This window comes from Kitasatospora sp. NPDC048194, assembly GCF_043202455.1.
Classification (GTDB): Bacteria; Actinomycetota; Actinomycetes; order Streptomycetales; family Streptomycetaceae; genus Kitasatospora.
In genome coordinates this window covers 125656-146684 of sequence record NZ_JBIDAK010000001.1, presented here as the reverse complement: position 1 = coordinate 146684, position 21029 = coordinate 125656, and the positions used below count along the sequence as shown (strand labels likewise).

The window sequence follows — 21029 nt, the reverse complement described above, 5'->3', positions numbered from 1 at the left end:
GGCCGGTGCCAGTCCTCGCCCTTGTGGGGATGGGACGGGCACCGGCCGTTGTCACCGGGTCAGGCGGTGCCGACCGACTACTTCTTCTTCTTGACCTCGACGTCGGTGTAGACCGGGTCGCCGAAGGAGTTGAACTTCACGTTCTGGACGTTGTTGGAGTAGCCGGAGTTGGTCTTGTAGTACCAGAGCGGGATGGCCGGCATGTCCTTGGCCAGAACGGCCTCGGCCTGCTGGTAGAGGTCGGCGGTCTTCTCCACCGAGGTGGCGGCGTCGGCCTCGTGGGCCAGCTTGTCGAACTCCGGGTTCGAGTAGCTGGCGTCGTTCGCGGCGGCACCGGTGCCGTAGACGTCACGCAGGAAGTTCGCGTTCAGCGGGTAGTCCTGCACCCAGCCGGTCCGCATCATGCTCGAGACCTGCTTCTTGGTGATGATGTCGCGCGAGGTCTTGAAGTCCGGCTTCGGGTCGCCGAGGCACTCGACGCCGGTGGCCTGGCGGATCGAGTTGCAGACCGCGTCCACCCACTCCTTGTGACCGCCGTCGGAGTTGTAGAGGATGGTGATCTTGTTGCCCGGGACGCCGCCGCCCTCCTGGATCAGCTGCTTCGCCTTGGCGGGGTCGTACTTGCAGGCGTCGCCGCAGGTGCCGGCCTTGTAGCCCATGACGCCCGGCGCCACGAACGAGTCGGCGGGCTGACGGCTGTTGTTCAGCACCGTCTTGGTGATGGTGTCGCGGTCGATCGCCATCGACAGGCCCTGGCGCACCTTGGCCTTGGCCGGGTCGTTCCACTCCGCGTTGTACATCGCGAAGGAGATGTTCTGGATCGCGCCCTGGGCCTGGTCGACCGCGCGCTTGCCCAGGTCGTCCTTGTACTTCGGCAGGTCGGTCGAGTCGACCTGGTCCAGCACGTCCAGGGTGTCGGACATCAGGTCCTTGTACGCGGCCTCGGGCGAGGTGTAGTTGCGGAAGACGATCCCGCCGTTCTTCGCCTTGTTGCTGCCCGTGTACTTGTCGTAGGCGGCCAGGGTGATGGCCTTGTTGTGCTCCCACGACACGAACTTGTAGGGGCCGTTGCCGATCGGCTTCTCGCCGTAGCCCTTGGGGTCGGTGAAGAACCCGGTGGGCAGCGGGAAGAAGGCCGAGTAGCCCAGCTTGTACGTGAAGTACGAGACGGGGGCGGTCAGTTCGATGGTGAAGTGGGTGTCGTCGACGACCTTGAGGCCGGACATCTCCTTGGCGGTCGGGTCGCCCTTGTCCGGGTGCACGGCGTCGTAGCCGGCGATGTCGGAGAACCAGTCCGAGTTGATCTGGTTGTTCGCCGGGTTGGCCGACCAGTTCCAGGAGTCCACGAAGGACTTGGCGGTGACCGGGGTGCCGTCGTGGAAGGTCCAGCCGGACTTCAGGGTGACGGTGTAGTTCTTGGCGTCGGTGGTCTCGATCTTGTCGGCCACCTGGTTGCGCAGGGCACCGGTCGCGGGGTCGTAGTCGACGAGGCCCGTGAAGAGCTGCTTGACGATACGGCCGCCCTGGTTCTCCATGGCGTTGGCCGGCTGCAGCGGACGCTGCGGCTCGGCGCTCTGGTAGCTGAAGACGCCCGAGGGGTCGACCGCGGCGCTGTCCGAGCTCCCGCCGGAGGAGTCGCTGCTGCCGCCACTGCTACAAGCAGTCGCGGCGAGCGCGACAGCGACAGCTGCGACAACCCACTTGGCCTGGCTCCCACCACGCATCGGTGTGCCTCCTGAATTCGACGTTGCAACGGGGAGGGCACCACGGAACGGTTGTCACCTGGCCCGCAATGCCGTCCGCGCTCGTGGTTTCGGCGCGCACCCCTGCGCGTTCACCCTTGACCCGAGCCTGACTGGCTCCACTATCCGTCACGCACGGACACGAAAGTGACCAGTGACGATCTCAATTAGGTCACATGAACAGTCGGTAAGTTTCGAAAACCGGACATTTGAGACATAGCCAGACAGGCACAAGACGGACAGTCGTCACGGATGACGAACTGTCACGTCCGCTCAGCAGACACCCGGGTGTGATGAGCGCTATTCCGTTAATAGCCGCCCCGACAACTTGGAGTAGTTAAAAAGTTCGCCCCCCTCTCCATTGGAAAGGGGGGCGAAGCATTCCGGCCAAAGGCCGATCAATCCGTCCGGATCATGCCTTCTTGGCACGCGACGCGGTGCGGCCGCGCTCCTTCTGGTCCAGCACGACCTTACGGATGCGAACCGTCTCCGGGGTGACCTCGATGCACTCGTCCTCGCGGCAGAACTCCAGCGACTGCTCCAGCGAGAGCTTGCGCGGCGGGACGATCGACTCGGCCACGTCGGCGGTCGAGGACCGCATGTTGGTGAGCTTCTTCTCCTTGGTGATGTTCACGTCCATGTCGTCGGAGCGCGAGTTCTCACCGACGATCATGCCCTCGTACACCTCGGTGCCCGGCTCCACGAACAGCACGCCGCGCTCCTGGAGGTTGGTCATCGCGAAGGCGGTGACCACACCCGCGCGGTCGGCGACCAGCGAGCCGTTGTTGCGGGTCGTCAGGGTGCCGAACCACGGCTCGTAGCCCTCGTGGATCGAGTGCGCGATGCCGGTGCCGCGGGTGTTGGTGAGGAACTCGGTGCGGAAGCCGATCAGGCCGCGGGACGGCACGACGAACTCCATCCGGACCCAGCCCGAGCCGTGGTTGGACATGTTGTCCATCCGGCCCTTGCGGATGCCCATGAGCTGCGTGACGGCACCCATGTGCTCCTCGGGGACGTCCACGGTGAGGCGCTCGACCGGCTCGTGGGTCTTGCCGTTGATCTCCCGGGTGACCACCTGCGGCTTGCCGACGGTCAGCTCGAAGCCCTCGCGGCGCATGGTCTCGATCAGGATGGCCAGCGCCAGCTCACCGCGGCCCTGCACCTCCCAGGCGTCCGGGCGCTCGGTGTCCAGGACGCGCAGCGACACGTTGCCGATGAGCTCGCGGTCGAGCCGGTCCTTCACCTGGCGGGCGGTGACCTTGCGGTCGACCTTGGCGCCGGACTTGGCGTCCGCGCCCTTGCCGCTGCCGCCCTTGCCGACCAGCGGCGAGGTGTTGGTGCCGATGGTCATCGAGATGGCCGGCTCGTCCACCGTGATCAGCGGCAGCGCGATCGGGTTCTCGGTGTCGGCCAGGGTCTCGCCGATCATGATGTCGGCAATGCCGGCGACGGCGCAGATGTCACCGGGGCCCGCCACCTCGGCCGGCTTGCGGGTGAGCGCCTCGGTCATCAGCAGCTCGGAGATGCGGACGTTCTGGATCGAGCCGTCGCGCTTGATCCAGGCCACGGTCTGGCCCTTGCGCAGCTCGCCCTGCTCGACGCGCAGCAGCGCGATGCGGCCGAGGAAGTTGTCGGCGTCCAGGTTGGTGACGTGCGCCTGCAGCGGGGCGTCCTCGTCGTAGCTCGGGGCCGGGACGTGCTCCAGCAGGGTGGAGAAGAACGGCTCCAGGTTGGTGCTGTCCGCCGGGACGGTGCCGTTCTCCGGCTTGGTCAGCGAGGCGACGCCGTCACGGGCGCAGGCGTAGACGATCGGGAACTCGATCTGGTCCTCGTCCGCGTCCAGGTCCAGGAACAGGTCGTAGGTCTCGTTGATGACCTCGTCGATCCGGGAGTCCGGACGGTCGGTCTTGTTGATGCAGAGGATGACGGGCAGCCGGGCGGCGAGCGCCTTGCGCAGCACGAAGCGGGTCTGCGGCAGCGGGCCCTCGGAGGCGTCGACCAGGAGCACCACCGCGTCCACCATCGACAGACCGCGCTCGACCTCGCCACCGAAGTCGGCGTGGCCCGGGGTGTCGATGATGTTGATGGTGATCGGCGCGCCGCCGTCCTTCGGGTGGTACTTGACCGCGGTGTTCTTCGCGAGAATGGTGATGCCCTTCTCGCGCTCCAGGTCGTTCGAGTCCATCATGCGGTCATCGAGCTGCTGGTGGGCGGCGAAGGCGCCGGCCTGCTTGAGCATGGCGTCGACCAGCGTGGTCTTGCCGTGGTCGACGTGGGCGACGATAGCGACGTTACGGATGTCGTTGCGCGTGGGCATGCCTTGCGGATTCTCCCGGAATCGTGGGTTGCGGCGCCCGGCCGCGAGACGCGCACGTGCGGCCGCTGTCGGCCGCCACCACCCGTTCGCCTGCTACTACCGGTCCACCCGCCGGGCATATGGACATGCCTCGGCTTCCTCCTATGGTACGGGGAAGGGCCCAGCGGGGCGGAAACGAGCTGGTCGGGCGGGATCAAGATCACAGCCGGGTGACGCCCCCGCCCGTCCGGCGCGCGTCAGCGCGTCCACCCCACGTCCTGGAAGCGCGGCCATCCGAAGCCCCAGGCGCCCGCCCCGGCCAGACCGGTCCGCACCGCCACCAGCTCCGGGCGCTGGTACAGCGGCACCGAGTGGCCGAGCTGCCAGATCCGGACGTCCGCCTCCTGCAGCAGCTCCAGCCGGGCCGCCGGGTCGAGCTCGGCGGACGCCCGGTCGAACAGCCGGTCGATCTCCTCGGTGCCGCTGCGGCCGTAGTTGCCGCCCGGATCGAGCGCGCCGTCGGCGTCCGGCCGGGGCTTGGCGTAGGCGGCGCGCTGCTCGCCCGCCGTGCTGGGGCCGACCGGCCAGGAGAACAGGGCGAGGTCGTAGTCGCCGACCGCCAGGTGGTCCTTGACGAAGGTCTCGGCGGCCGCGGTCGCCGGGCGCACCGCGATCCCGGACACCGCGAGGTCGGCGACGAGCGCGTCGGCGGTGCGCCGGGCGGTCGCCGAGCCGGCCGGGACGAGCAGGGTCAGCGCCAGCTCCTTCCCGTCCTTGGCGCGGGTGCTCCGGCCCGCGGGCCGCTGCCAGCCGGCGGCGTCCAGCAGCTGCGCGGCGTCCTCCGGTCCGGCCGCGGCGCTGTTGTCGCGGTAGCCCTCCTGGTCCTCGGCGAGCAGGTGGCTGCCGAGCGGGGCGCCCGGCAGTCCGAGCGGGCCGAGCGCGGCCTCGGCGATCCGCCGCCGGTCCACCGCCCGGGCCAGCGCCCGCCGGACGACCGGGTCGGTGAGCGGGCCGCGGGCCGCGTTGACGGTGAGCTGGGTGAGCGAGGCGGCGGCGGCCCGGTGCACGGTGATGCCGGGCAGCGACTCGGCCCGCCGCAGCGCCAGCGCCGCCGCCTCGGGCACCGCGGCGGGCGGGGCGGCCGCCGGGCGGCTCGGCGCGGGGGTGCCCGGCGAGGGGCTGCCGGCCGGGGAGGTGCCCGCCGAGGGGGCGGCCGGCACCGCCCGGTCCACCGCCGCGGTGAGCGGGGCGACGTCCAGGCGGTCCTGGTCCAGCGCGTCCAGCCGCCGCTCGGGCGGCCCGGCCACGAAGTCGATCCGGTCGGCCTTCGGCCGGTCGCCCCACCAGAGCGGGTTGCGCACCACCGTGACCCGCCCGCCCTCGGCGTCGTAGCGGGAGACGGTGAACGGGCCGGCGCTCTTGTGGCCCCCACCGGCGAGCGGCCGCTCGAAGGCCTCCGCGGTGGCGGTCTCGGCGGCCGGGTAGAGCGGCCCGAACAGCGAGCGCCACTCCGCGTACGGCCGCCGGAAGGTCACCTTGACCTCGTGCGGGTCGGCGCCCGGCGTGATCGCGTCGATCGCGTCGTACCCCGCCGCCTTCCCGCCGCGGTAGGCCGGGTCCAGCCCGGACAGCGCGGCCCGCTGGGCGGTGAGGTCGGCGGCCGACAGCGGCGTGCCGTCGCTCCACACGGCGTGCGGGTTGAGCCGGTAGGTGACCACCTGCGGCAGCTGCCCGGGCGGGGTGGACTCGGCGCCGGCCAGGTAGTCCGGGTCCGGGAGGAGCCGGCCGTGCGCGTCGGGCCGGAACAGCGAGGGGTAGAGGGCGTGGGCGAGCAGCGCGGAGTCGGCGGTCGCGCCGCCCTGGTAGACGTTGAGCGTGGCCGGGACGCCGTCCACCGCCCAGCGCACCGTGCCGCCGTCCCGGACGGCGGTGCGGTCGGCGGGCCCGACGTCCCCGGTGGCGGCGGTGGGATCGGCGGAGACCGGGGCGGCTGCGGGCCCGCGGCCCGGGGCCGGGCCCTCGGAGCAGCCGCCGAGGCCGGCGGCGAGCAGCAGGACGGCGGCTGCGGCGGTGAGCTGGCGGACGCGCATGGCGGCCATCGAACGCCGCCCGGACGACCGGGCCCCGCACCGACACGGCGGCCGCCGGGCGACAGCACCCGTACGGCCCAGACCGCGCGCCTCCTCCGGCGCCGGCTCGAACTGCAGCTCCGGCTCGAATTACAGCGCCAGCTCGAACCAGACGATCTTGCCCTTGGGCGTGCGCCGGCTGCCCCAGCGCTCGGCGAGCAGGCTGACCAGTTGCAGGCCCCGGCCGCCCTCGTCGGTCTCCTGGGCGCGCCGCTGCCGGGGCTGGGCGTAGCCGTCGTCCCAGACCTCGCAGACCATGGTGCGGTCGCGCAGCAGCCGCAGCCTGATCTCGCCCCGCCCGTGCTTGAGCGCGTTCGTCACCAGCTCGCTGACCAGCAGCTCGGTGGTGTCGACCAGCTCCTCCAGGCCCCGGGAGAGCAGCCAGCTGCAGGCCAGTTCCCGGGCCTTGGCGACGGAGGTGGGCTCGGGCGGCAGGAACCAGTTGCCGACGGCGTCCTCGGGGAAGGCGTGCACCTTGGCCATCAGCAGCGCGATGTCGTCCTCGCCGTGGTGCGGGTTGAGCTCGCCGAGGACGTGGTCGCAGAGGTCCTCCAGGCCCTTGCCCCCGTCGGCGAGCGCGGCCCGGAAGGCGCGCAGGCCCTCGTCCAGCTGGTGCTTGCGGCTCTCGACCAGGCCGTCGGTGTAGAGGCCGAGCACGGCGCCGTCCGGGAGGGTCAGCTCGACCTCCTCGAAGGGCTCGCCGCCGACGCCGAGCGGCAGGCCGGGCGGCACGTCGAGCATCCGGGCGGGCTCGCCCGGGCTGAGCAGGACGGGCGGCAGGTGGCCGGCGTTGGCGAACACGCACCGGCGGGTGACGGCGTCGTACACCGCGTAGACGCAGGTGGCCAGGTAGACCTCGCGGGCCTCCTCGTCGGCGGTCGAGGTGAGCCGCCCGTACGGGGTGGGCGGGCCGGCCGGGACGGAGTCGTCGCCGAGGCCGCGGGCGATCTCGTCCAGCGCGCCGAGCACCTCGGCCGGGTCGAGGTCGAGCATGGCGAGGGTCCGCACCGCGGTGCGCAGCTGCCCCATGGCGACGGCGGCCCGCAGGCCGCGGCCCATCACGTCGCCGATCACCAGGGCGGTGCGGTTGCCGGGCAGCGGGATGACGTCGAACCAGTCGCCGCCGACCTCGGTGTTGTTGTTGCTGGGCAGGTAGCGGCAGGCGATCTCCAGACCGCTGGCGGCCGGGTTGCCCGGGGGCAGCAGGCTGCGCTGGAGGATCAGCGCGCGCTCGTGCTCGCGGCGGTAGAGCCGGGCGTTGTCGATGCAGACGGCGGCGCGCGCGACGAGTTCCTCGGCGATCGCCACGTCACGGGCGTCGAAGGGCTCGCTGCCGATCGCCCGGGAGAGCTGGACCAGTCCGAGCACCTGGTCGCGGGCGACCAGCGGGACGATCAGGGTGGAGCGCAGCAGCGGGTCGCGGCCGGGCTCGGGGACGACGCTGCGCCCGGTGCGCAGCGCCCGGGCGTGCGGGGAGCGGCGCGGGTAGCAGAGGGTGCCGCCGGCCTCGGCGATCGGCAGGCCGGTGACCGAGCCGAGCACCGAGGAGGCCCCGCCGATCACGCTGGAGACGGCGACCCGGCGCAGTTCGCCGCTGCCGTCGGTGAGCACCGTGTCGCCGAGCCGGCCGGCACTGGGGACGGTCTCGCCGGAGAGCAGCGCGGTGTAGAGGTCGACGGTGGCGAGGTCGCAGAACGGCGGGACGACGACGTCGAGGAGTTCCTTGGCGGTGGTCTCCAGGTCGAGGGTGGAGCCGATGTGGGCACTCGCCTCGTTGAGCAGGGCGAGGTTGCGGCGCACGCCGTCGGCCTCGCGCTCGGCGACGTGCCGGCTGGTGACGTCGGAGACCTGCCCGGCCACGCCCATCGGCTGCCCGCCCGAGCCGTTGAGCCGGTACAGCGAGACGGCCCAGAGCCGGTTGCCCTCGCGGGTGGGGACGGCGCTGTGGAAGCGCAGGTCGAAGACGGGCTCGCCGGTGGCGAGGACCTTGCGCAGGGCGGCGGTGAGCCGGTCGGCCTCGGACGTCGGGAAGAGGTCGTGCGGGGTGAGGCCTTCGAGGTCGGTGGGGACGAGGCCCATCCCGGAGGCGAAGGCGTCGTTGACGCGCTGGAGCCGCAGCCGGCCGTCGAAGAGCACGAAGCCGGTGGGCGTCTGGCCGAAGACGGCCTCGGAGGCGGCGAGGTCGGTCTCGATCCGGCGCAGTCGGCCGAGGTCGACGGCCAGACAGGTGGCACCCGCGGTGGGCAGGGCGCTGTCGGGCATCAGGTAGAGCTCGGCGAGGCCCTCGCCGCCGTCGGCGTCCCGGTAGGGGGTGGTGCCGACCCACTCCTCGCCGGCCAGGGTGCGCTCCAGCCGGGCGCGGCCGCGCCGCCAGAGTTCGCGGGGGACGAAGGTGGAGATCGGGTCGGCGCCGACGGCTTCGGCGGCGGAGACGCCGAAGAACTCGGCGGCGCGCTCGCTCCACTGGCTGATCCGCCCGTCGGGGCCGATCGCGAAGGTGGCGACCCGGATGTAGTCGTAGATCGAGCCCGGGTCTCCGGCGCCCCACGGGCGGTGCTCGGTCTCGGGCCGGGCACCGCGGCCGCGGCCCCCCGCGCCACCGGCCGGCGGCGCCGCCGGGGCGGGCAGGTGCAGCGAACCGGCCTGCCCGGGCACGGCGGCATGACCGCTGCTGCTCGGCGCGTTCCGCGCCGGAGTGCTGTTCAACGGACCGACCCCTCCAACCCGCGACCGTCCGGATGTCGAGAAGACCGAGTATTCATCATCGAGGGGTGCGTTCACACGCCCTCAACATCACAACATCAGATCGGGCGAAGGTTTTTGTCCTACCGCCCGCGCAACCACAATGCCACGCTCGCGCCCCCTTCCGTGGCGCGCGCTCCCCCCGGGCCCCCGATGGCATATGCGGCACTGTTCTCCTGATGTCCTACTCGCGTCCCGTCCGGATCATGACTCGCCCGCCGGCTCATTACCCGGCAGCGCGAGCTCGAACCAGACCACCTTGCCGATCCCCTCGGCCCGGGCGCCCCAGTGCAGCGCCAGCCGGTGGACCAGCTCGAGGCCGCGTCCGCCCTCGTCGGCCTCGGCCGCGTGGCGCTCCCGGGGCGGGTCGGGCAGCGGGTCGGAGATCTCGGCGAGCAGCGTCTCACCGAGCGTCAGCCGGACCCCGATCGGGGCGCTGGCGTACCGGACGGCGTTCGTGACCAGCTCGCTGACCAGCAGTTCGGCGGTGTCGGTGAGGTCCTCGACGCTCCACTCGGCGAGCGTGGCCCGGACCAGCCGGCGGGCCCGGGAGACGGCGGTGGGCTCGGCGGGCAGGGTCCAGCCCGCCGTCGGGGCGCTGGTCTGCCCGTGCCCGAGCCGGGCCAGCAGCAGGGCGACGTCGTCCGGCTCCCGGCCCTGCTCCATGGTGTCGAGCACCGCCTCGCAGGCGGCCTGGATGGAGGCGTACGGCTGCTGGAGCACGGTGATCAGCCGGCCGAGGCCGACGTCCAGGTCCTTGTCCCGGGACTCGACCAGGCCGTCGGTGCACAGCGCGAGCAGACTGCCCTCGGGGATCTTCAGTTCGACGGATTCGAACGGGACTCCGCCGACGCCGAGCGGGGCGCCGGAGGGCAGGTCGAGGATCCGCCCGCTGCCGCCGGGCAGCGGCCCGCCGGTGTGGGTCGGCTCCCCGGCGTCCTCGCCCGGCACCACCAGCACCGGCGGGATGTGCCCGGCCTTGGCCACCGTCAGCATCGCCGTGCCCGGGTCGAAGACCGCGTAGACGCAGGTGGCCAGCAGCGCCTCGTCCGGCCCCTGGGCCAGGTCGTCGGCCAGCTCGTGGACGTGCCGCAGCAGCACGTCCGGCGGCAGGTCGAGGGCGGCCAGCACCCGGACGGCGGTGCGCAGCCGGCCCATGGTGGCGGCGGCCCGCAGGCCGTGGCCCATCACGTCGCCGACCACGAGCGCCGTGCGGTCGCCGGGCAGCGGGATGACGTCGAACCAGTCGCCGCCGACCTCGGTGCCGCTGCTGCCGGGCACGTAGCGGTAGGCGACCTCGACGCCGGTGGGCTGCGGGACCTGCTGCGGGAGCAGGGTGCGCTGGAGGGTGAGCGCGGCGGTGCGTTCGCGGGCGTACAGGCGGGCGTTGTCCAGCGAGCTGCCGGCCCGGTCGGCCAGTTCGACGGTGAAGGCGAGGTCGTCCCGGTCGAAGCCCTCGCGGTAGCCCGCCCGGCTGACCAGCAGCAGGCCGATCACGATGCCGCGGGCCCGCAGCGGGACGACCAGCATCGAGTGCACGCCCAGGTCGTGGGCGGCCTGCATCTTGGGGTCCCCGGGGTAGGTCACGTCCTCCAGCTGGTCGGCGCCGGAGAGCAGCTCCGGCACGCCGGTGCGCAGCACCCGTCCGCAGGCGGAGTCCTCCGCGAACGTGATCCGGGCGCCGCGCCGGAGCATCACGTCGACCTCGGGGCCGTCCTGGACGGAGGCGGTGCCGAGCTGGAGCAGCGAGGTCCGCCGGTCGTGGCCGTGCCGGGGGAGGTCGTCGCCGTGCGCGACGGCCTGCAGCAGGATCACCGCCGAGTGGTCGGTGAGCCGGGGGACGACGGAGCTGGCCAGCTCCTGGGCGATCCGGGCGGCGTCGAGCAGGTCGCCGACCCGGGAGCCGAACTCGTTGAGCAGCGAGAGGCGGCGCCGGGCGTGTTCGACCTTGGCGACGGCGCGGTAGCGCTCGGTCACGTCCATCACGGTGCCGGAGATGCCGAGCACCCGGCCGGAGCGGTCGGTCATCCGGCTGTAGGAGATCGAGCGGTAGCCGGCCCGGGTGGTGACCGGGGAGGCGAGGGTGACGTCGATGACCGGCTCGCCGGTGGCCAGCACCTGGCGCTGGATGGCGGTGATCTCGTCGGCGGCGCGCTCGGGCAGGGTCTCGCCGGTGGTGCGGCCGACGTGGTCCTCCAGGGCGACGCCGTTCATCTCGGCGAGGGTCCGGTTGACGGCGGTGTAGCGCAGGTCGGTGTCCAGGATGGCGATGCCCAGCGGGGACTGTTCGAACAGCGCGTCGCGCACCGCGAGGTCCCGCTCGACGGCCCGCACGGCGGCCGCCTCGGCCAGGTTGACCTGGAGGAAGGGGGTGCCGTCGCCGTCGACCAGCAGGGAGATGCGGGCGTCCACGGCGACCGGCACGCCGTCCCGGTCGCGCAGTTCGGCGTGGCCGGCCCAGCGGCCGTGGCGCAGGGTGTCCTGGACCGCCGCCCGGATCCGGGCGACCTGCTCCTGGTCCGGGATCAGCTCGTCGATCCGGCGGCCGACCAGCAGCTCGCTCGGCCAGCCGAGCAGTTCCTCGGCGGCCGGGCTCCACAGCACGACCCGGCCCGCCGTGTCGAGGATCGCGATGGCGACCTTGAGCATGTCGAGCAGACTGCCCCCGGACGGCGGGGTGAGGGTGCGCGCGGCGTCGGCGGGGCCGCCGGGGAACGGCCGTGCGGGGCGGCTGCGCAGGCCGGGCAGGGCGCCGGGCTCGGGGACGGCCAGCGTCGGCGCGGGCTGGACGCCCTGGGCGCCGGGCCCGGCCTCGGGCGCGGCGGAACCACCGCCGCGACGGCGACCCGCGGGCGGCTGAGGGGCGGCCGGACGGACGGCGCGGCGCAGCCGGGCGCGGGCGGCGGCGCTCCCCGCGGTGCCTGTCCGCCGCGCTTCCCCGCCACCGTTCCCGGTAGTCGACACCGACGGGGCCTCCGGCTCTGGGTCGGGATCGGCGTCGCCGGCTGGGGCGGCTCACCGATGGTGAGGAATAGTGCCGAAAAGCGACATACCCAGCAGGACCCAGGCTATCCCGGCTGCCGGGTCGGCTTGTCCGATTGACCTATCCGGCGGCTTGCACGTCACCCATGGGCACGAGCAGAGCGCCCGACCCGGCCCGCGCCCGGCGCGTCACCCGCGGCCGCGGTGAGCAGCGCGGCCACGTGCGGCAGCACCTCGCGGTCGTGCTCGATCCAGTCCACGTCCTCCAGCTCGGACGGGCCGAGCCAGCGCAGCTCGTCGTGGTCCTGGAGCATCCGCGGCTCGCCGTCCAGCAGCTCGGCAGCCCAGAACCGCAGCTCCAGGCCCGGCCGTACGGTCCACGCCCCGGGCAGTCGCCGCAGCGCCCTGGCCCGGACGCCCAGCTCCTCCAGCAGCTCCCGCTCCAGCGCCTGCGCCTCGGTCTCCCCCGGCTCGGCCTTGCCGCCGGGGAACTCCCACCGACCGGCCACCGCCGCGGGCGCGCTGCGCCGGGCGGCGAGCACCCGGCCGCCGCGGACCAACGCACCGCCGACGACGATCCGCGGCTCGTCGGGGGTCCTCGGGTTCTGCTCCATGCGCCCGACCCTACGGGGCGGCGTCGCCGTCCTCGGCCTCGACCCAGTACAGCTGCTTGTGGCCACGGGCCTCGAACTCCGCCGCCAGCCGCTGCGCCTCGGTCCGGTCGAGTCCCCCGGCGACCGGGAAGCGGTTGCCGTTGTCGTCCTGCCGCATCACCCGAAAGGTCCGCATGCGGGGAGTGTAACGGCGGCGCGGGGGCCGCCCGGCGGCCTTACTGCCCCCCGCCCCGAGCCGAAGGGGCGCGCCGGTGCCGAAAGGGAGAAGCGAGGAGGCCCGAGGAACGAGGGCCTTGGAGCGCCGACCGTCGGCACCGGACAAGAGCGCCCCGGAGGCGAGCGGGCGAGCAGCAGCGCGCCCCGGAGGCGAGCGGGCGAGCAACGGTGGTCCCCGGCCGGCGTGGGGGTCGGGCCGGGGACACGGAGCGAGCGTACGGGGCGACCGATACCGGCACGTATGGGCGGTGTTAACGCCGAGTAACTCCTGTGCGGGCGCGGTCAGACCCGGAGGTCGGGCGCCTGTTCACCGGTGGCCAGGCCGAGGCCGCGACGGATCTCGACGCTGATCGGCGCCGTCTTGGCCACCAGCGACCGGGCCCGGCGGAGGTCGCCGGCCAGGTCGGCGCCGGAGGTCGCGGCGTCCCAGGCGGCGGCTGCCTGGGACTGCGCCTCGGCCAGCTTCTCCACGGCGGGCTTGACGTCGGCCGACCAGTCCGCGGTCGGCTTGCGCAGGGCCGCGGCCTCGGCCCGGGAGGCGACGGCCATCCGCCGGGCCCAGGACCGGTACTCCGCGTCGGCGCCGGCGACGTCCTGCTTCGGCGCGTCCGTGTAGGTGTCGTTGAAGGCCCGGACGGCCTCCAGGTAGGCCAGCTGGGCGGCGGTGAGGCTCGCCCGGTCCGTGCGCACCGTCCCCACGTGCTGGTCGTCGCGGTCCTCGAAGGCGCAGGTGACGTACCGCTCGCCGGCGTCCCAGTTGCCCGAGGTCGGGTAGAGGTACACGTCGTCCATGCCGTCCGGCACGGCCCACTGGTCGAGCGCGTAGTCCCCCAGCACCGGGCGGCACAGCACGGCGGCCCGCTCGCGCATGGCGGTTTCGCCGGGGTACGGGCCCTGGTCCTCCGGCACCTTGCTGGTGCCGGCCACCTCGCCGTGGTGCGGCGCCGAGCAGGGCAGTCGGCGCACCCAGTACACGGTCTCGTCGCCGTTCCCGTCGCCGGCGCTGCCGGCGCTCGGGACGTCGTAGCAGTCCCCGGCCTTCAGCGCGGACCAGCGGACCGCGCCCGGCGGGGCCTTGCGGACGTACCGGCCGTCCCGCGCGGAACCGAAGTCCCCCGCGCCGAACAGCAGCGCGAGCAGCACCGTGCCGATCACTCCGAGGACCAGGCCGATCACCGCCATGGCGCGCCCGCGCTCCTTGCGGCGGTTGATCTGGGTCAGCGCGATGATCCCGAACACCACGGCCACCGGCGACAGCAGGCTCAGGCCGCTCGCCAGCGAGCCGACCGCGAAGCCGTTGGTGCGCCGCTCCGGCCGCGGCTGGTACGGGGACGGGGAGGCGGGGCCGTACGGGAAGGGGGCGCCGTAGGGGTTGGGGCTCGCGCCGGGGGTCGGCTGCGGAGCGCCGGGCTGCAGGCCGGACTGTGCCGAGGGCGGCACCGAGGCCCAGCCGCCGGCGGGCAGCGGTGGGGGCGGCGGCTGCGGCGGGGCCTGCGAGGGCAGCGGCGCGGCCTGCGGCGGGTGGTCGGCCGGCGGGGCCCAGGGGTCGACGGGCTCCGGGGCGGGGTCCCGGGCCGGCTCGGCGGCGGGTTCCGGTGCTCGGGCCGGCTCGGCGGCGGGCTCGGCTCCGGCGGCCGGGGCGGCCCCGGCGGCGGGCTCGGCTCCGGCGGCGGGCTCGGCTCCGGCGGGTCGCTGCGGAGCCTCGGCGTGTGCGGGGGCGTTCCCGGGGCCACGGTCCTTGCGGAAGTCCACCCGCGGGTCCGTCCCCGGGGCGGCGGACAGCTCGGGCTCAGGCTTGGACACGTTGGACTCCCCCAACCCGCCGGGGCGGGCGTCTGTTCGACGTTGCGGCGTCCGCACCACGGCTCGGCCCGAGCGGGCCCGATGCGAACGGTCGCGCGACTTTACCCGATCTTTCCGAACGCCCGCCCCGCCGGCCGCGGCCGACCCGCGTCCAGGCCTCCGCAGACCCGGGGCCGACTCCTCGGCCCGCGCTCAGCGCTTAAGCCCTTCAGCTCCTCAGCCCTTCGGGCCCGCGCTCAGCCCCCTCGCCCCGTCGGCCCCGTGGTCAGCCGCGGGCCAGGACCTCGCCGTGGATCATCGAGAACCAACCGTCCTCGGCGGCGGCCCACTCCCGCCAGCCGTCCGCGATCCGCTCCAGCTCGGCCCGGTCGGCGAAGCCGCGCTCGACCGCCGTCCGTCCGAACGCCGTGCCGGTCACCCGGTCCGCCCACGTCCCGCCCCACCACGCGCGCCGCTCGGCCGTCGCGTACGTCCAGGTGCCGGCGCCCGCGGTCACCTCGGTGAAGCCGGCCGCGCGGGCCCAGGACAGCAGCCGCCGCCCGGCGTCCGGCTCACCGCCGTTGGCCCGGGCGGTGCGGCGGTACAGCTCCAGCCAGCGGTCCAGCGCGGGCACCTCGGGGAACCAGGTCATCGAGGCGTAGTCGGCGTCCCGGGCCGCGACCACCCCGCCGGGCGCCGTCACCCGGCGCATCTCGCGCAGCGCCGACACCGGATCGCCCAGGTGCTGCAGCACCTGGTGGGCGTGCACGACGTCGAACTCACCGTCCCGGTAAGGCAGTCCGTGCACGTCCGCCTGCTCGAACACCACGTTGGACAGGCCGCGCTCGGCGGCGTACCCGGCGGCCTGCTCCAGCACCTCGGCGGAGGTGTCCACGGCCACCACCCGCCCGCTGGGGCCGACCAGCTCGGCCAGGTCGGCGGTGATCGTGCCGGGGCCGCAGCCGACGTCCAACAGGGCCTGCCCGGGCCGCAGTTCGGGCAGCAGGTAGGCGGCCGAGTCGGCGGCGGTCCGGGAGCGGTGCGAGCGCAGCATGGCCTCCTGGTGGCCGTGGGTGTAGACGGTGGCGGGTTGCGATCCGGACATGAGGGCCCCCCTGGGCGTGGTCGGTCTTCCGGCTGGTCTTCCGCTGTCGCAGACGGTTCCGCGACGTTCTCCGCGACGCACGTCGCGACGCACTTCGCGACGATGCCGCGACGTCCTCCGCGACGTTCCGACACGGTTCCGCGACGACTCCGACGCTACGCCGTATCCCGCATGGCGAGAAGAACCGTCTCACATTCCGATCGCAGGCCGACCGCACCCCACCCCGCCGCCGTACCGTGGAGGCGCCCCCACCGCAGGGGCGCCTCCGACAGAAGGTCCCGCCCATGCCCGGCCCCGGCCAGCGCCCTTACGTCCTGCTGAGCGCCGCCGTCTCGCTCGACGGCCACCTCGACGACGCCTCCCCCGACCGGCTGCTGCTCTCCAACGCCGCCGACTTCGACCGGGTGGACGAGGAGCGGGCGGCCGCCGACGCGGTGCTGGTCGGCGGCAACACCCTGCGCGCCGACAACCCCCGCCTGCTGGTCAACGACCCGGCCCGCCGGGCCGCCCGGGCCGCCGCCGGGCGGCCCGAGTACCCGCTGAAGGTGACGCTCAGCGCCAGTGGGGCGCTCGACGCGGACCTGCGGTTCTGGCACACCGGCGGCGCCAAGCTCGCCTACACCACCGACGCCGGGGCGGCGGTGCTGCGCCCCCGCCTCGAAGGCCTCGCCGAGGTGGTCGCGCTCGGCGGCGCGGTGGACCTCGGCGCGGTGCTGGACGACCTGGGCGCGCGCGGCGTGCGCCGGCTGATGGTCGAGGGCGGCAGCGGCGTGCACACCCAGTTCCTCGCCCAGGGCCTCGCGGACGAACTCCAACTGGCCGTCGCTCCCCTGCTGGTGGGCCAGGCCGAGGCGCCGCGGTTCGTCGGCCCGGCCGCCTTCCCGGGCGGGCCGACCCGGCGGATGCGCTTGCTGGAGGCACGTAGCGTGGACGACGTCGTCCTGTTGAGGTACGCCCCGAAGGAGCCCGCGCCGTGAGCCAGTCCGCCGCCACCGACCTCGAGCACCTCCGGCGAGCCGTCGAGCTCTCCCGCCGCTGCCCGCCCTCCGGGACGGCCTTCTCGGTCGGCGCGGTGATCGTCGGCGCCGACGGCGAGGTGCTCGCGGAGGGCTTCAGCCGCGAGGCGGACCCGCACGACCACGCCGAGGAGGCGGCCCTGGCCAAGCTCCCGGCCGGTGACGCCCGACTGCGCGGCGCGACCGTCTACAGCAGCCTGGAGCCCTGCGGCCTGCGCGCCTCGCGGCCCGTGCCGTGCGCCCGGCTGCTCATCGCGGCGGGCGTGCCGCGGGTGGTGGTCGCCTGGCGCGAGCCGGACCTGTTCGTCACCGACTGCCAGGGCACGGCCCTGCTGGAGGCCGCCGGGGTCGAGGTGGTGGAGCTCCCGGAACTGGCCGAGGAGGCCCGGGCGGTCAACGCCCATCTGCTCGGCTGATCGCCCGGAGTTTTTGTATCATATAGGAACAAAGAGCTCGCTTTCCAGGGCTCGTCCTTCACCGTACCCCGAGGACCGAGGAGCCCTTCCCATGGCCGCTGCCACCGTCCGGCTGACCGCCCGCGCCCTGCTGCTCGACATGGACGGCACCCTGGTCGACTCCGACGCCGTGGTCGAGCGCTGCTGGGGCCGCTGGGCCGAACGGCAGGGCCTCGACCCGGCCGAGGTGCTCGCCGTCGCCCACGGCCGCCAGGGCCACGCCACCATGGCCGCCCTGCTGCCGCACCGCCCGGTCGAGGTCAACCTCGCCGAGAACGAGCAGATGCTCGCCGCCGAACGCGCCGACACCGAAGGCGTCGTCCCGGTCCCGGGCGCCCCCGCCTTCCTCGCCGCCCTGGCGGGCCTCCCGCACGCCCTGGTCACCTCCGCCGACGAAGCCCTCGCCCGGGTCCGGATGGCCGCCGCGGAGCTGCCGCTGCCGCCCGTCCTGGTCACCGCCGAGTCGGTCGGAGCCAGCAAGCCCGACCCCGAGGGCTTCCTCAAGGGCGCCGCCGCCCTCGGCCACGACCCCGCCGACTGCCTCGCCTTCGAGGACTCCGGCGCCGGCATCGCCGCCGCCCGCGCGGCCGGCATACGGGTCATCGGCGTCGGCCCCCGCGCCGCCGCCCACCACCCGGACGCCCTGGCTCCCACCCTCGACGCGGTCACCGTCACGGCGGACCAGGACGGCGTGCTGACCGTGACCGTCCTGAACCAGTAACCCCCGGACGAGCGCACCGCCACCGCCACACCCGGCATCCCGCTCGGCCTGCCTGCCCGACCCCGTCGGCCGGCGCGACGCCAGCGCCATGTCCGTGCGGCTGCCGACGTGACGTGGGTCCCCGAGTCAAGCGGATCGGTCCTCCTCGGCGAACTCGGCGGCGTCGGGAAAGACGCTGGTGCTGGTGCGTCCCGACAGCCGGCCGACCGAGGACTCGGCCACTGCTCAGGGGTGCTCCTGGACACCGAGCCGCCGAAGGTCGGAGCACGACTGTCCGGACGGCCGCGCCGCATGTCAGTGACGGGTGCTTCCATGGCGCCATGAGCACCGTGCACGAGACCGCCGCCCTCCTTCCGGACCCCGCCCGACTCCGTGCACATCTGCGCGCCCTGGCCGTCCTGGACGCGGCGATCGGCGACGATCCGCAGTTCTGCCAGTACACCTTCGACTGCACCTGGGGCCCCGGCGTGGAGGCGGCCCTCATGGAGAACGGCTCGGGGGACGACTTCTCCGTCCTGTTCACCCCGGCCGGCGTGCTCATACGCGGCTTCGACCACGAGTCGGAGATGAGTCCGTACGCGACGGACGACGAGCAGGTCTGGCCCGGTGTCATCGACGAAGTGCCCGCCGCACTGCGCCCGCTCCTGGACGAGCCCGCCTTCCACGACGAGGGCATCGACGCCCCTCGGGTCACCGCCTGCCTGTGGTGGGAGAGCGGCGACACCGCCTGGCGCACCGGCTCGACCATCGCCTTCCCGGATGGCAGCGAGGACCCGGACGGCTCCGGTTTCCTCTTCCACCTCCTCGCGGACCGCTCCCCCGAGGCCGTCCAGGCCCACTTCGAGGGCTACTACGAGCGCCCTGTCCCCCTCGACGCCATCCGCCACGTCCTCACCGGACACCCCCCTCACCCCTGCGGTCGCCAGGGCCCTCAACCCGGTCGCCCTCTCGGACGACGCACTCCTCCGAAGGATCGCCGCGCACCCCGAGGCCGCCACCTACCTGTCCTGTGACGGCGAGTTTTGAAGTGGAACTTCCACCACAACGCTGTGACCTGCGGAATCGTTGATTCTTAGGGCCCAAGTCAGCACGGAATCAGCACGGTGACTCGAACTCGCAGCCAGCCATCAGTAGTGGTAGCGGGCGGCCAGAACGATGATCTCCCGGTCTGTCACCAAGTAGACGAGGCGGTGCTCGTCATCGATCCGACGCGACCAGGCCCCGGGCAAGTGGTACTTCAGCGGCTCGGGCTTGCCGATGCCAGTGAACGGGTCGCGCAACACGTCCTCGATGAGCTTGTTGATCCGGGCGAGCATCTTGCGGTCGTTCTTGAGCCAGGAGGTGTAGTCCTCCCAGCCGGCCTCCTCGAAGACGAGCCTCACGCGGCACCCTTCTCGCCATCCGCCGCATCAGGGTCGATGAGCTCCCGCTCGGAAAGCCCTGTGCCGCCAAGGGCGTTCTCGTACGCCTTGAGCAAGCGGCGGGCATTCACCGGCGAGCGCAACAGGTAGGAGCCCTCACGCAGGGCGGCATAGTCCTCGGCCGACACGAGTACGGCATTTCCGTGCTTGGAGACGATCTCAATGGCCTCGTGATCGTCATTGACCTTCTTGATCAACGGGAAGAGAGCCTTGCGTGCCTCGCTGGCAGTGATCGACATGGACTGAACTCCCTCCATCAGTGGTACCACATAACGTACCACTCGCGAGGATGCAACGGGCCGAAGAAGTCAGCACCACGACAGCACGGAGAAGAGATCGGGGCCCACCTCGAAGGAGGCGGGCCCCCGTCCGACCTGCGAATGCGACAGATCGGTCCATCTCAAAGCAATCAAACGATCACACGTTGAAGCGGAACTTCCACCACAACGCTGTGACCTGCGGAAACGTCGATTCTGAGGGCCCAAGTCAGCACAGAATCAGCACGGGCGGAACAGGTCAGCACAGCTACGCGACAGGCTCGTAGCCATCGGCGTCGGTGGCGGCCGGGCTCTCCACGGCCAACGGTACCGGTCGCATGGCGGCCTGCATGACCTCGCGGCAGCGGTGCCAGGCCCCCGGGACGAGATGCCCGTACGTGTCCACGGTGATCTTGATGGATTTGTGGCCGAGCCAGCGGGAAACCTCGTGGATCGGAATTCCGTTCGCGAGGGCGGTAGAGGCGAAGAAGTGCCGGAGCGAGTGCGGGGTGTATTTCGGCTTGCCGTTCGAGTCGACGAGGCCGGCCGCGATGGACGCCTTCTTGAAGTGGTAGCCGAAGGTGTTGGCCGTGGGCATGGTGCCCTTGCCTCGCTCGCGCGGGGCGAAGAAGACTTCGAGCTCCCGGTCCTTGCCAGCCTTGTCCTTGAACGGCACCGGGATGGGGGCCCACTGTTCCTCGTGGGCGTCGATCTCCTCGTCCAGGAACGGGGCGATCGGGATATCCCTGTACTCGCCTTCCGCGCGGTGCTTCAGCGGGACGAACCGGGTCCGGCTGTCACCGCGGCTGGCCTTCGCGCTGACCTGCCACCGGATTCGGATGAACTCGGTGCGGCGGCATTCGCAGGCGAAGGCGAGAGCCTCGCTGGGCCGCAGTCCGGCGCCCGCCATGAGGTAGATCGTCAGTCGGTACTGGGGTGAGATGTGCGTGCCGAGGAGGTCAACCTCCTCCAGGGTGGGGATCTCGTCCTCGTCGACGGCGATGCTGCTCGTCCTGGGGATCTTGACGCCCTTGGCCGGGTTCTCGGAGATGCGCTTCTCGACGATCGCCGCTTCGAGCATCGCGATCGGGATGTTCATCCGATCATTGATCGTCGAGGCGGCCATGCCCTCGCCCTTCCGGTGGAGGGCGGCCACGAACCGTTCGAAGTCGAGCTTGGCGAGTCCGGCCAGAGTCTTGCGCCCGAGGTGCGGTATCAAGTGGTTCCGGAGGAAGCCCTCGTAGTTCCGGAAGGTGCCCTCTGCGAGGATCTGCCGCTCCAGCCACTCCTTGGCATAGGCGCGGACGGTGATGGCGCCTCGCTGGGGGTCGAGGTATATCCCCATGCCCTTGTCGTGTTCGACCTTGCTGGCGAACGCGTCGGCGCCGTCGGGCCCGGTCTTCTTGGCGAAGGACTTCTCGCGCTGCCGGCCGCCCCGCCCGCCCGGCTCCCGGTAGCGGACGAGCCACTTGTGACCGCAGCGGGCCTTCGTGCAGGGGTAGAAGCGGTCCTGCTCTTCCTCTTTGCAGGGTTGAAAGACGGTGGCCACGT

14 protein-coding genes and 1 pseudogene are annotated in these 21029 nt (G+C 72.8%); 3 read left to right on the top strand and 12 right to left on the bottom strand.

Translation table 11 applies throughout. From position 1 onward, the window contains the following. Nucleotides 1-77: 77 nt before the first annotated feature. The 9 genes from ACGF07_RS00825 to ACGF07_RS00785 form a co-directional block, all read right to left on the bottom strand. A complete protein-coding gene (locus tag ACGF07_RS00825; RefSeq protein WP_392894308.1) occupies nucleotides 78-1724 on the bottom strand; it encodes an ABC transporter substrate-binding protein in 1647 nt (548 codons plus the stop codon). 430 nt (nucleotides 1725-2154) lie between these two features. Then, complete coding sequence (gene typA, locus ACGF07_RS00820) at nucleotides 2155-4059, bottom strand: translational GTPase TypA (RefSeq protein ID WP_350744774.1); 1905 nt, start codon at nucleotides 4057-4059, stop codon at nucleotides 2155-2157. Between the two features lie 236 nt (nucleotides 4060-4295). Beyond that, the gene (locus ACGF07_RS00815) at nucleotides 4296-6128 is read right to left on the bottom strand and encodes an ABC transporter family substrate-binding protein (protein WP_392894305.1); all 1833 of its coding nucleotides are present in this window, start codon (nucleotides 6126-6128) and stop codon (nucleotides 4296-4298) included. Between the two features lie 129 nt (nucleotides 6129-6257). Further along, complete coding sequence (locus tag ACGF07_RS00810) at nucleotides 6258-8873, bottom strand: SpoIIE family protein phosphatase (RefSeq protein ID WP_392894303.1); 2616 nt, start codon at nucleotides 8871-8873, stop codon at nucleotides 6258-6260. Between the two features lie 240 nt (nucleotides 8874-9113). Next, nucleotides 9114-11873 (bottom strand): SpoIIE family protein phosphatase, encoded by a 2760-nt coding sequence (locus tag ACGF07_RS00805; protein ID WP_392894302.1) that lies wholly within the window; start codon nucleotides 11871-11873, stop codon nucleotides 9114-9116. A 158-nt stretch (nucleotides 11874-12031) separates the two neighbouring features. Continuing rightward, on the bottom strand, nucleotides 12032-12505 hold the full coding sequence (locus ACGF07_RS00800; RefSeq protein ID WP_392894300.1) for an NUDIX domain-containing protein: 474 nt from the start codon (nucleotides 12503-12505) through the stop codon (nucleotides 12032-12034). Nucleotides 12506-12515: 10 nt separating this feature from the next. Beyond that, a complete protein-coding gene (locus tag ACGF07_RS00795) occupies nucleotides 12516-12680 on the bottom strand; it encodes a hypothetical protein (protein ID WP_350744782.1) in 165 nt (54 codons plus the stop codon). A gap of 323 nt (nucleotides 12681-13003) precedes the next feature. Continuing rightward, complete coding sequence (locus ACGF07_RS00790) at nucleotides 13004-14524, bottom strand: DUF4190 domain-containing protein (RefSeq protein WP_392894298.1); 1521 nt, start codon at nucleotides 14522-14524, stop codon at nucleotides 13004-13006. A gap of 265 nt (nucleotides 14525-14789) precedes the next feature. Beyond that, nucleotides 14790-15608 (bottom strand): methyltransferase domain-containing protein, encoded by an 819-nt coding sequence (locus ACGF07_RS00785; RefSeq protein WP_392894296.1) that lies wholly within the window; start codon nucleotides 15606-15608, stop codon nucleotides 14790-14792. 284 nt (nucleotides 15609-15892) lie between these two features. On the opposite strand from ACGF07_RS00785, the pseudogene ACGF07_RS00780 reads away from it, so the two are divergent. The 3 genes and pseudogenes from ACGF07_RS00780 (at nucleotide 15893) to ACGF07_RS00770 (ending at nucleotide 18813) form a co-directional block, all read left to right on the top strand. Continuing rightward, a pseudogene (locus ACGF07_RS00780) lies at nucleotides 15893-17040 on the top strand (dihydrofolate reductase family protein). Between the two features lie 91 nt (nucleotides 17041-17131). Further along, nucleotides 17132-17800: an HAD-IA family hydrolase gene (locus ACGF07_RS00775; RefSeq protein ID WP_392894294.1), complete on the top strand. Its 669-nt coding sequence runs from the start codon at nucleotides 17132-17134 to the stop codon at nucleotides 17798-17800. A 320-nt stretch (nucleotides 17801-18120) separates the two neighbouring features. Further along, a complete protein-coding gene (locus ACGF07_RS00770) occupies nucleotides 18121-18813 on the top strand; it encodes a hypothetical protein (RefSeq protein ID WP_392894292.1) in 693 nt (230 codons plus the stop codon). A gap of 114 nt (nucleotides 18814-18927) precedes the next feature. On the opposite strand, the gene ACGF07_RS00765 is transcribed toward ACGF07_RS00770, so the two are convergent. From ACGF07_RS00765 to ACGF07_RS00755, 3 genes are all read right to left on the bottom strand, one after another. After that, nucleotides 18928-19182, bottom strand: a complete 255-nt coding sequence (locus tag ACGF07_RS00765; RefSeq protein ID WP_189271094.1) for a Txe/YoeB family addiction module toxin — start codon at nucleotides 19180-19182, stop codon at nucleotides 18928-18930. After that, nucleotides 19179-19460, bottom strand: a complete 282-nt coding sequence (locus ACGF07_RS00760; protein ID WP_100588909.1) for a type II toxin-antitoxin system Phd/YefM family antitoxin — start codon at nucleotides 19458-19460, stop codon at nucleotides 19179-19181. Before ACGF07_RS00760 ends, ACGF07_RS00765 begins: the two co-directional genes overlap by 4 nt. A 286-nt stretch (nucleotides 19461-19746) precedes the next feature. Then, complete coding sequence (locus ACGF07_RS00755; protein WP_392894289.1) at nucleotides 19747-21027, bottom strand: tyrosine-type recombinase/integrase; 1281 nt, start codon at nucleotides 21025-21027, stop codon at nucleotides 19747-19749. Nucleotides 21028-21029 lie beyond the last annotated feature (2 nt).

What these genes read in the sequence shown, in the direction of transcription:
- ACGF07_RS00800 (WP_392894300.1), bottom strand. Translation starts at nt 12,505, where the DNA reads ATGGAGCAGAACCCGAGGACCCCCGACGAGCCGCGGATCGTCGTCGGC.
- ACGF07_RS00825 (WP_392894308.1), bottom strand. Translation starts at nt 1,724, where the DNA reads ATGCGTGGTGGGAGCCAGGCCAAGTGGGTTGTCGCAGCTGTCGCTGTC.
- ACGF07_RS00775 (WP_392894294.1), top strand. Translation starts at nt 17,132, where the DNA reads ATGGCCGCTGCCACCGTCCGGCTGACCGCCCGCGCCCTGCTGCTCGAC.
- ACGF07_RS00795 (WP_350744782.1), bottom strand. Translation starts at nt 12,680, where the DNA reads ATGCGGACCTTTCGGGTGATGCGGCAGGACGACAACGGCAACCGCTTC.
- ACGF07_RS00770 (WP_392894292.1), top strand. Translation starts at nt 18,121, where the DNA reads ATGAGCACCGTGCACGAGACCGCCGCCCTCCTTCCGGACCCCGCCCGA.
- ACGF07_RS00760 (WP_100588909.1), bottom strand. Translation starts at nt 19,460, where the DNA reads ATGTCGATCACTGCCAGCGAGGCACGCAAGGCTCTCTTCCCGTTGATC.
- ACGF07_RS00815 (WP_392894305.1), bottom strand. Translation starts at nt 6,128, where the DNA reads ATGCGCGTCCGCCAGCTCACCGCCGCAGCCGCCGTCCTGCTGCTCGCC.
- ACGF07_RS00785 (WP_392894296.1), bottom strand. Translation starts at nt 15,608, where the DNA reads ATGTCCGGATCGCAACCCGCCACCGTCTACACCCACGGCCACCAGGAG.
- typA (WP_350744774.1), bottom strand. Translation starts at nt 4,059, where the DNA reads ATGCCCACGCGCAACGACATCCGTAACGTCGCTATCGTCGCCCACGTC.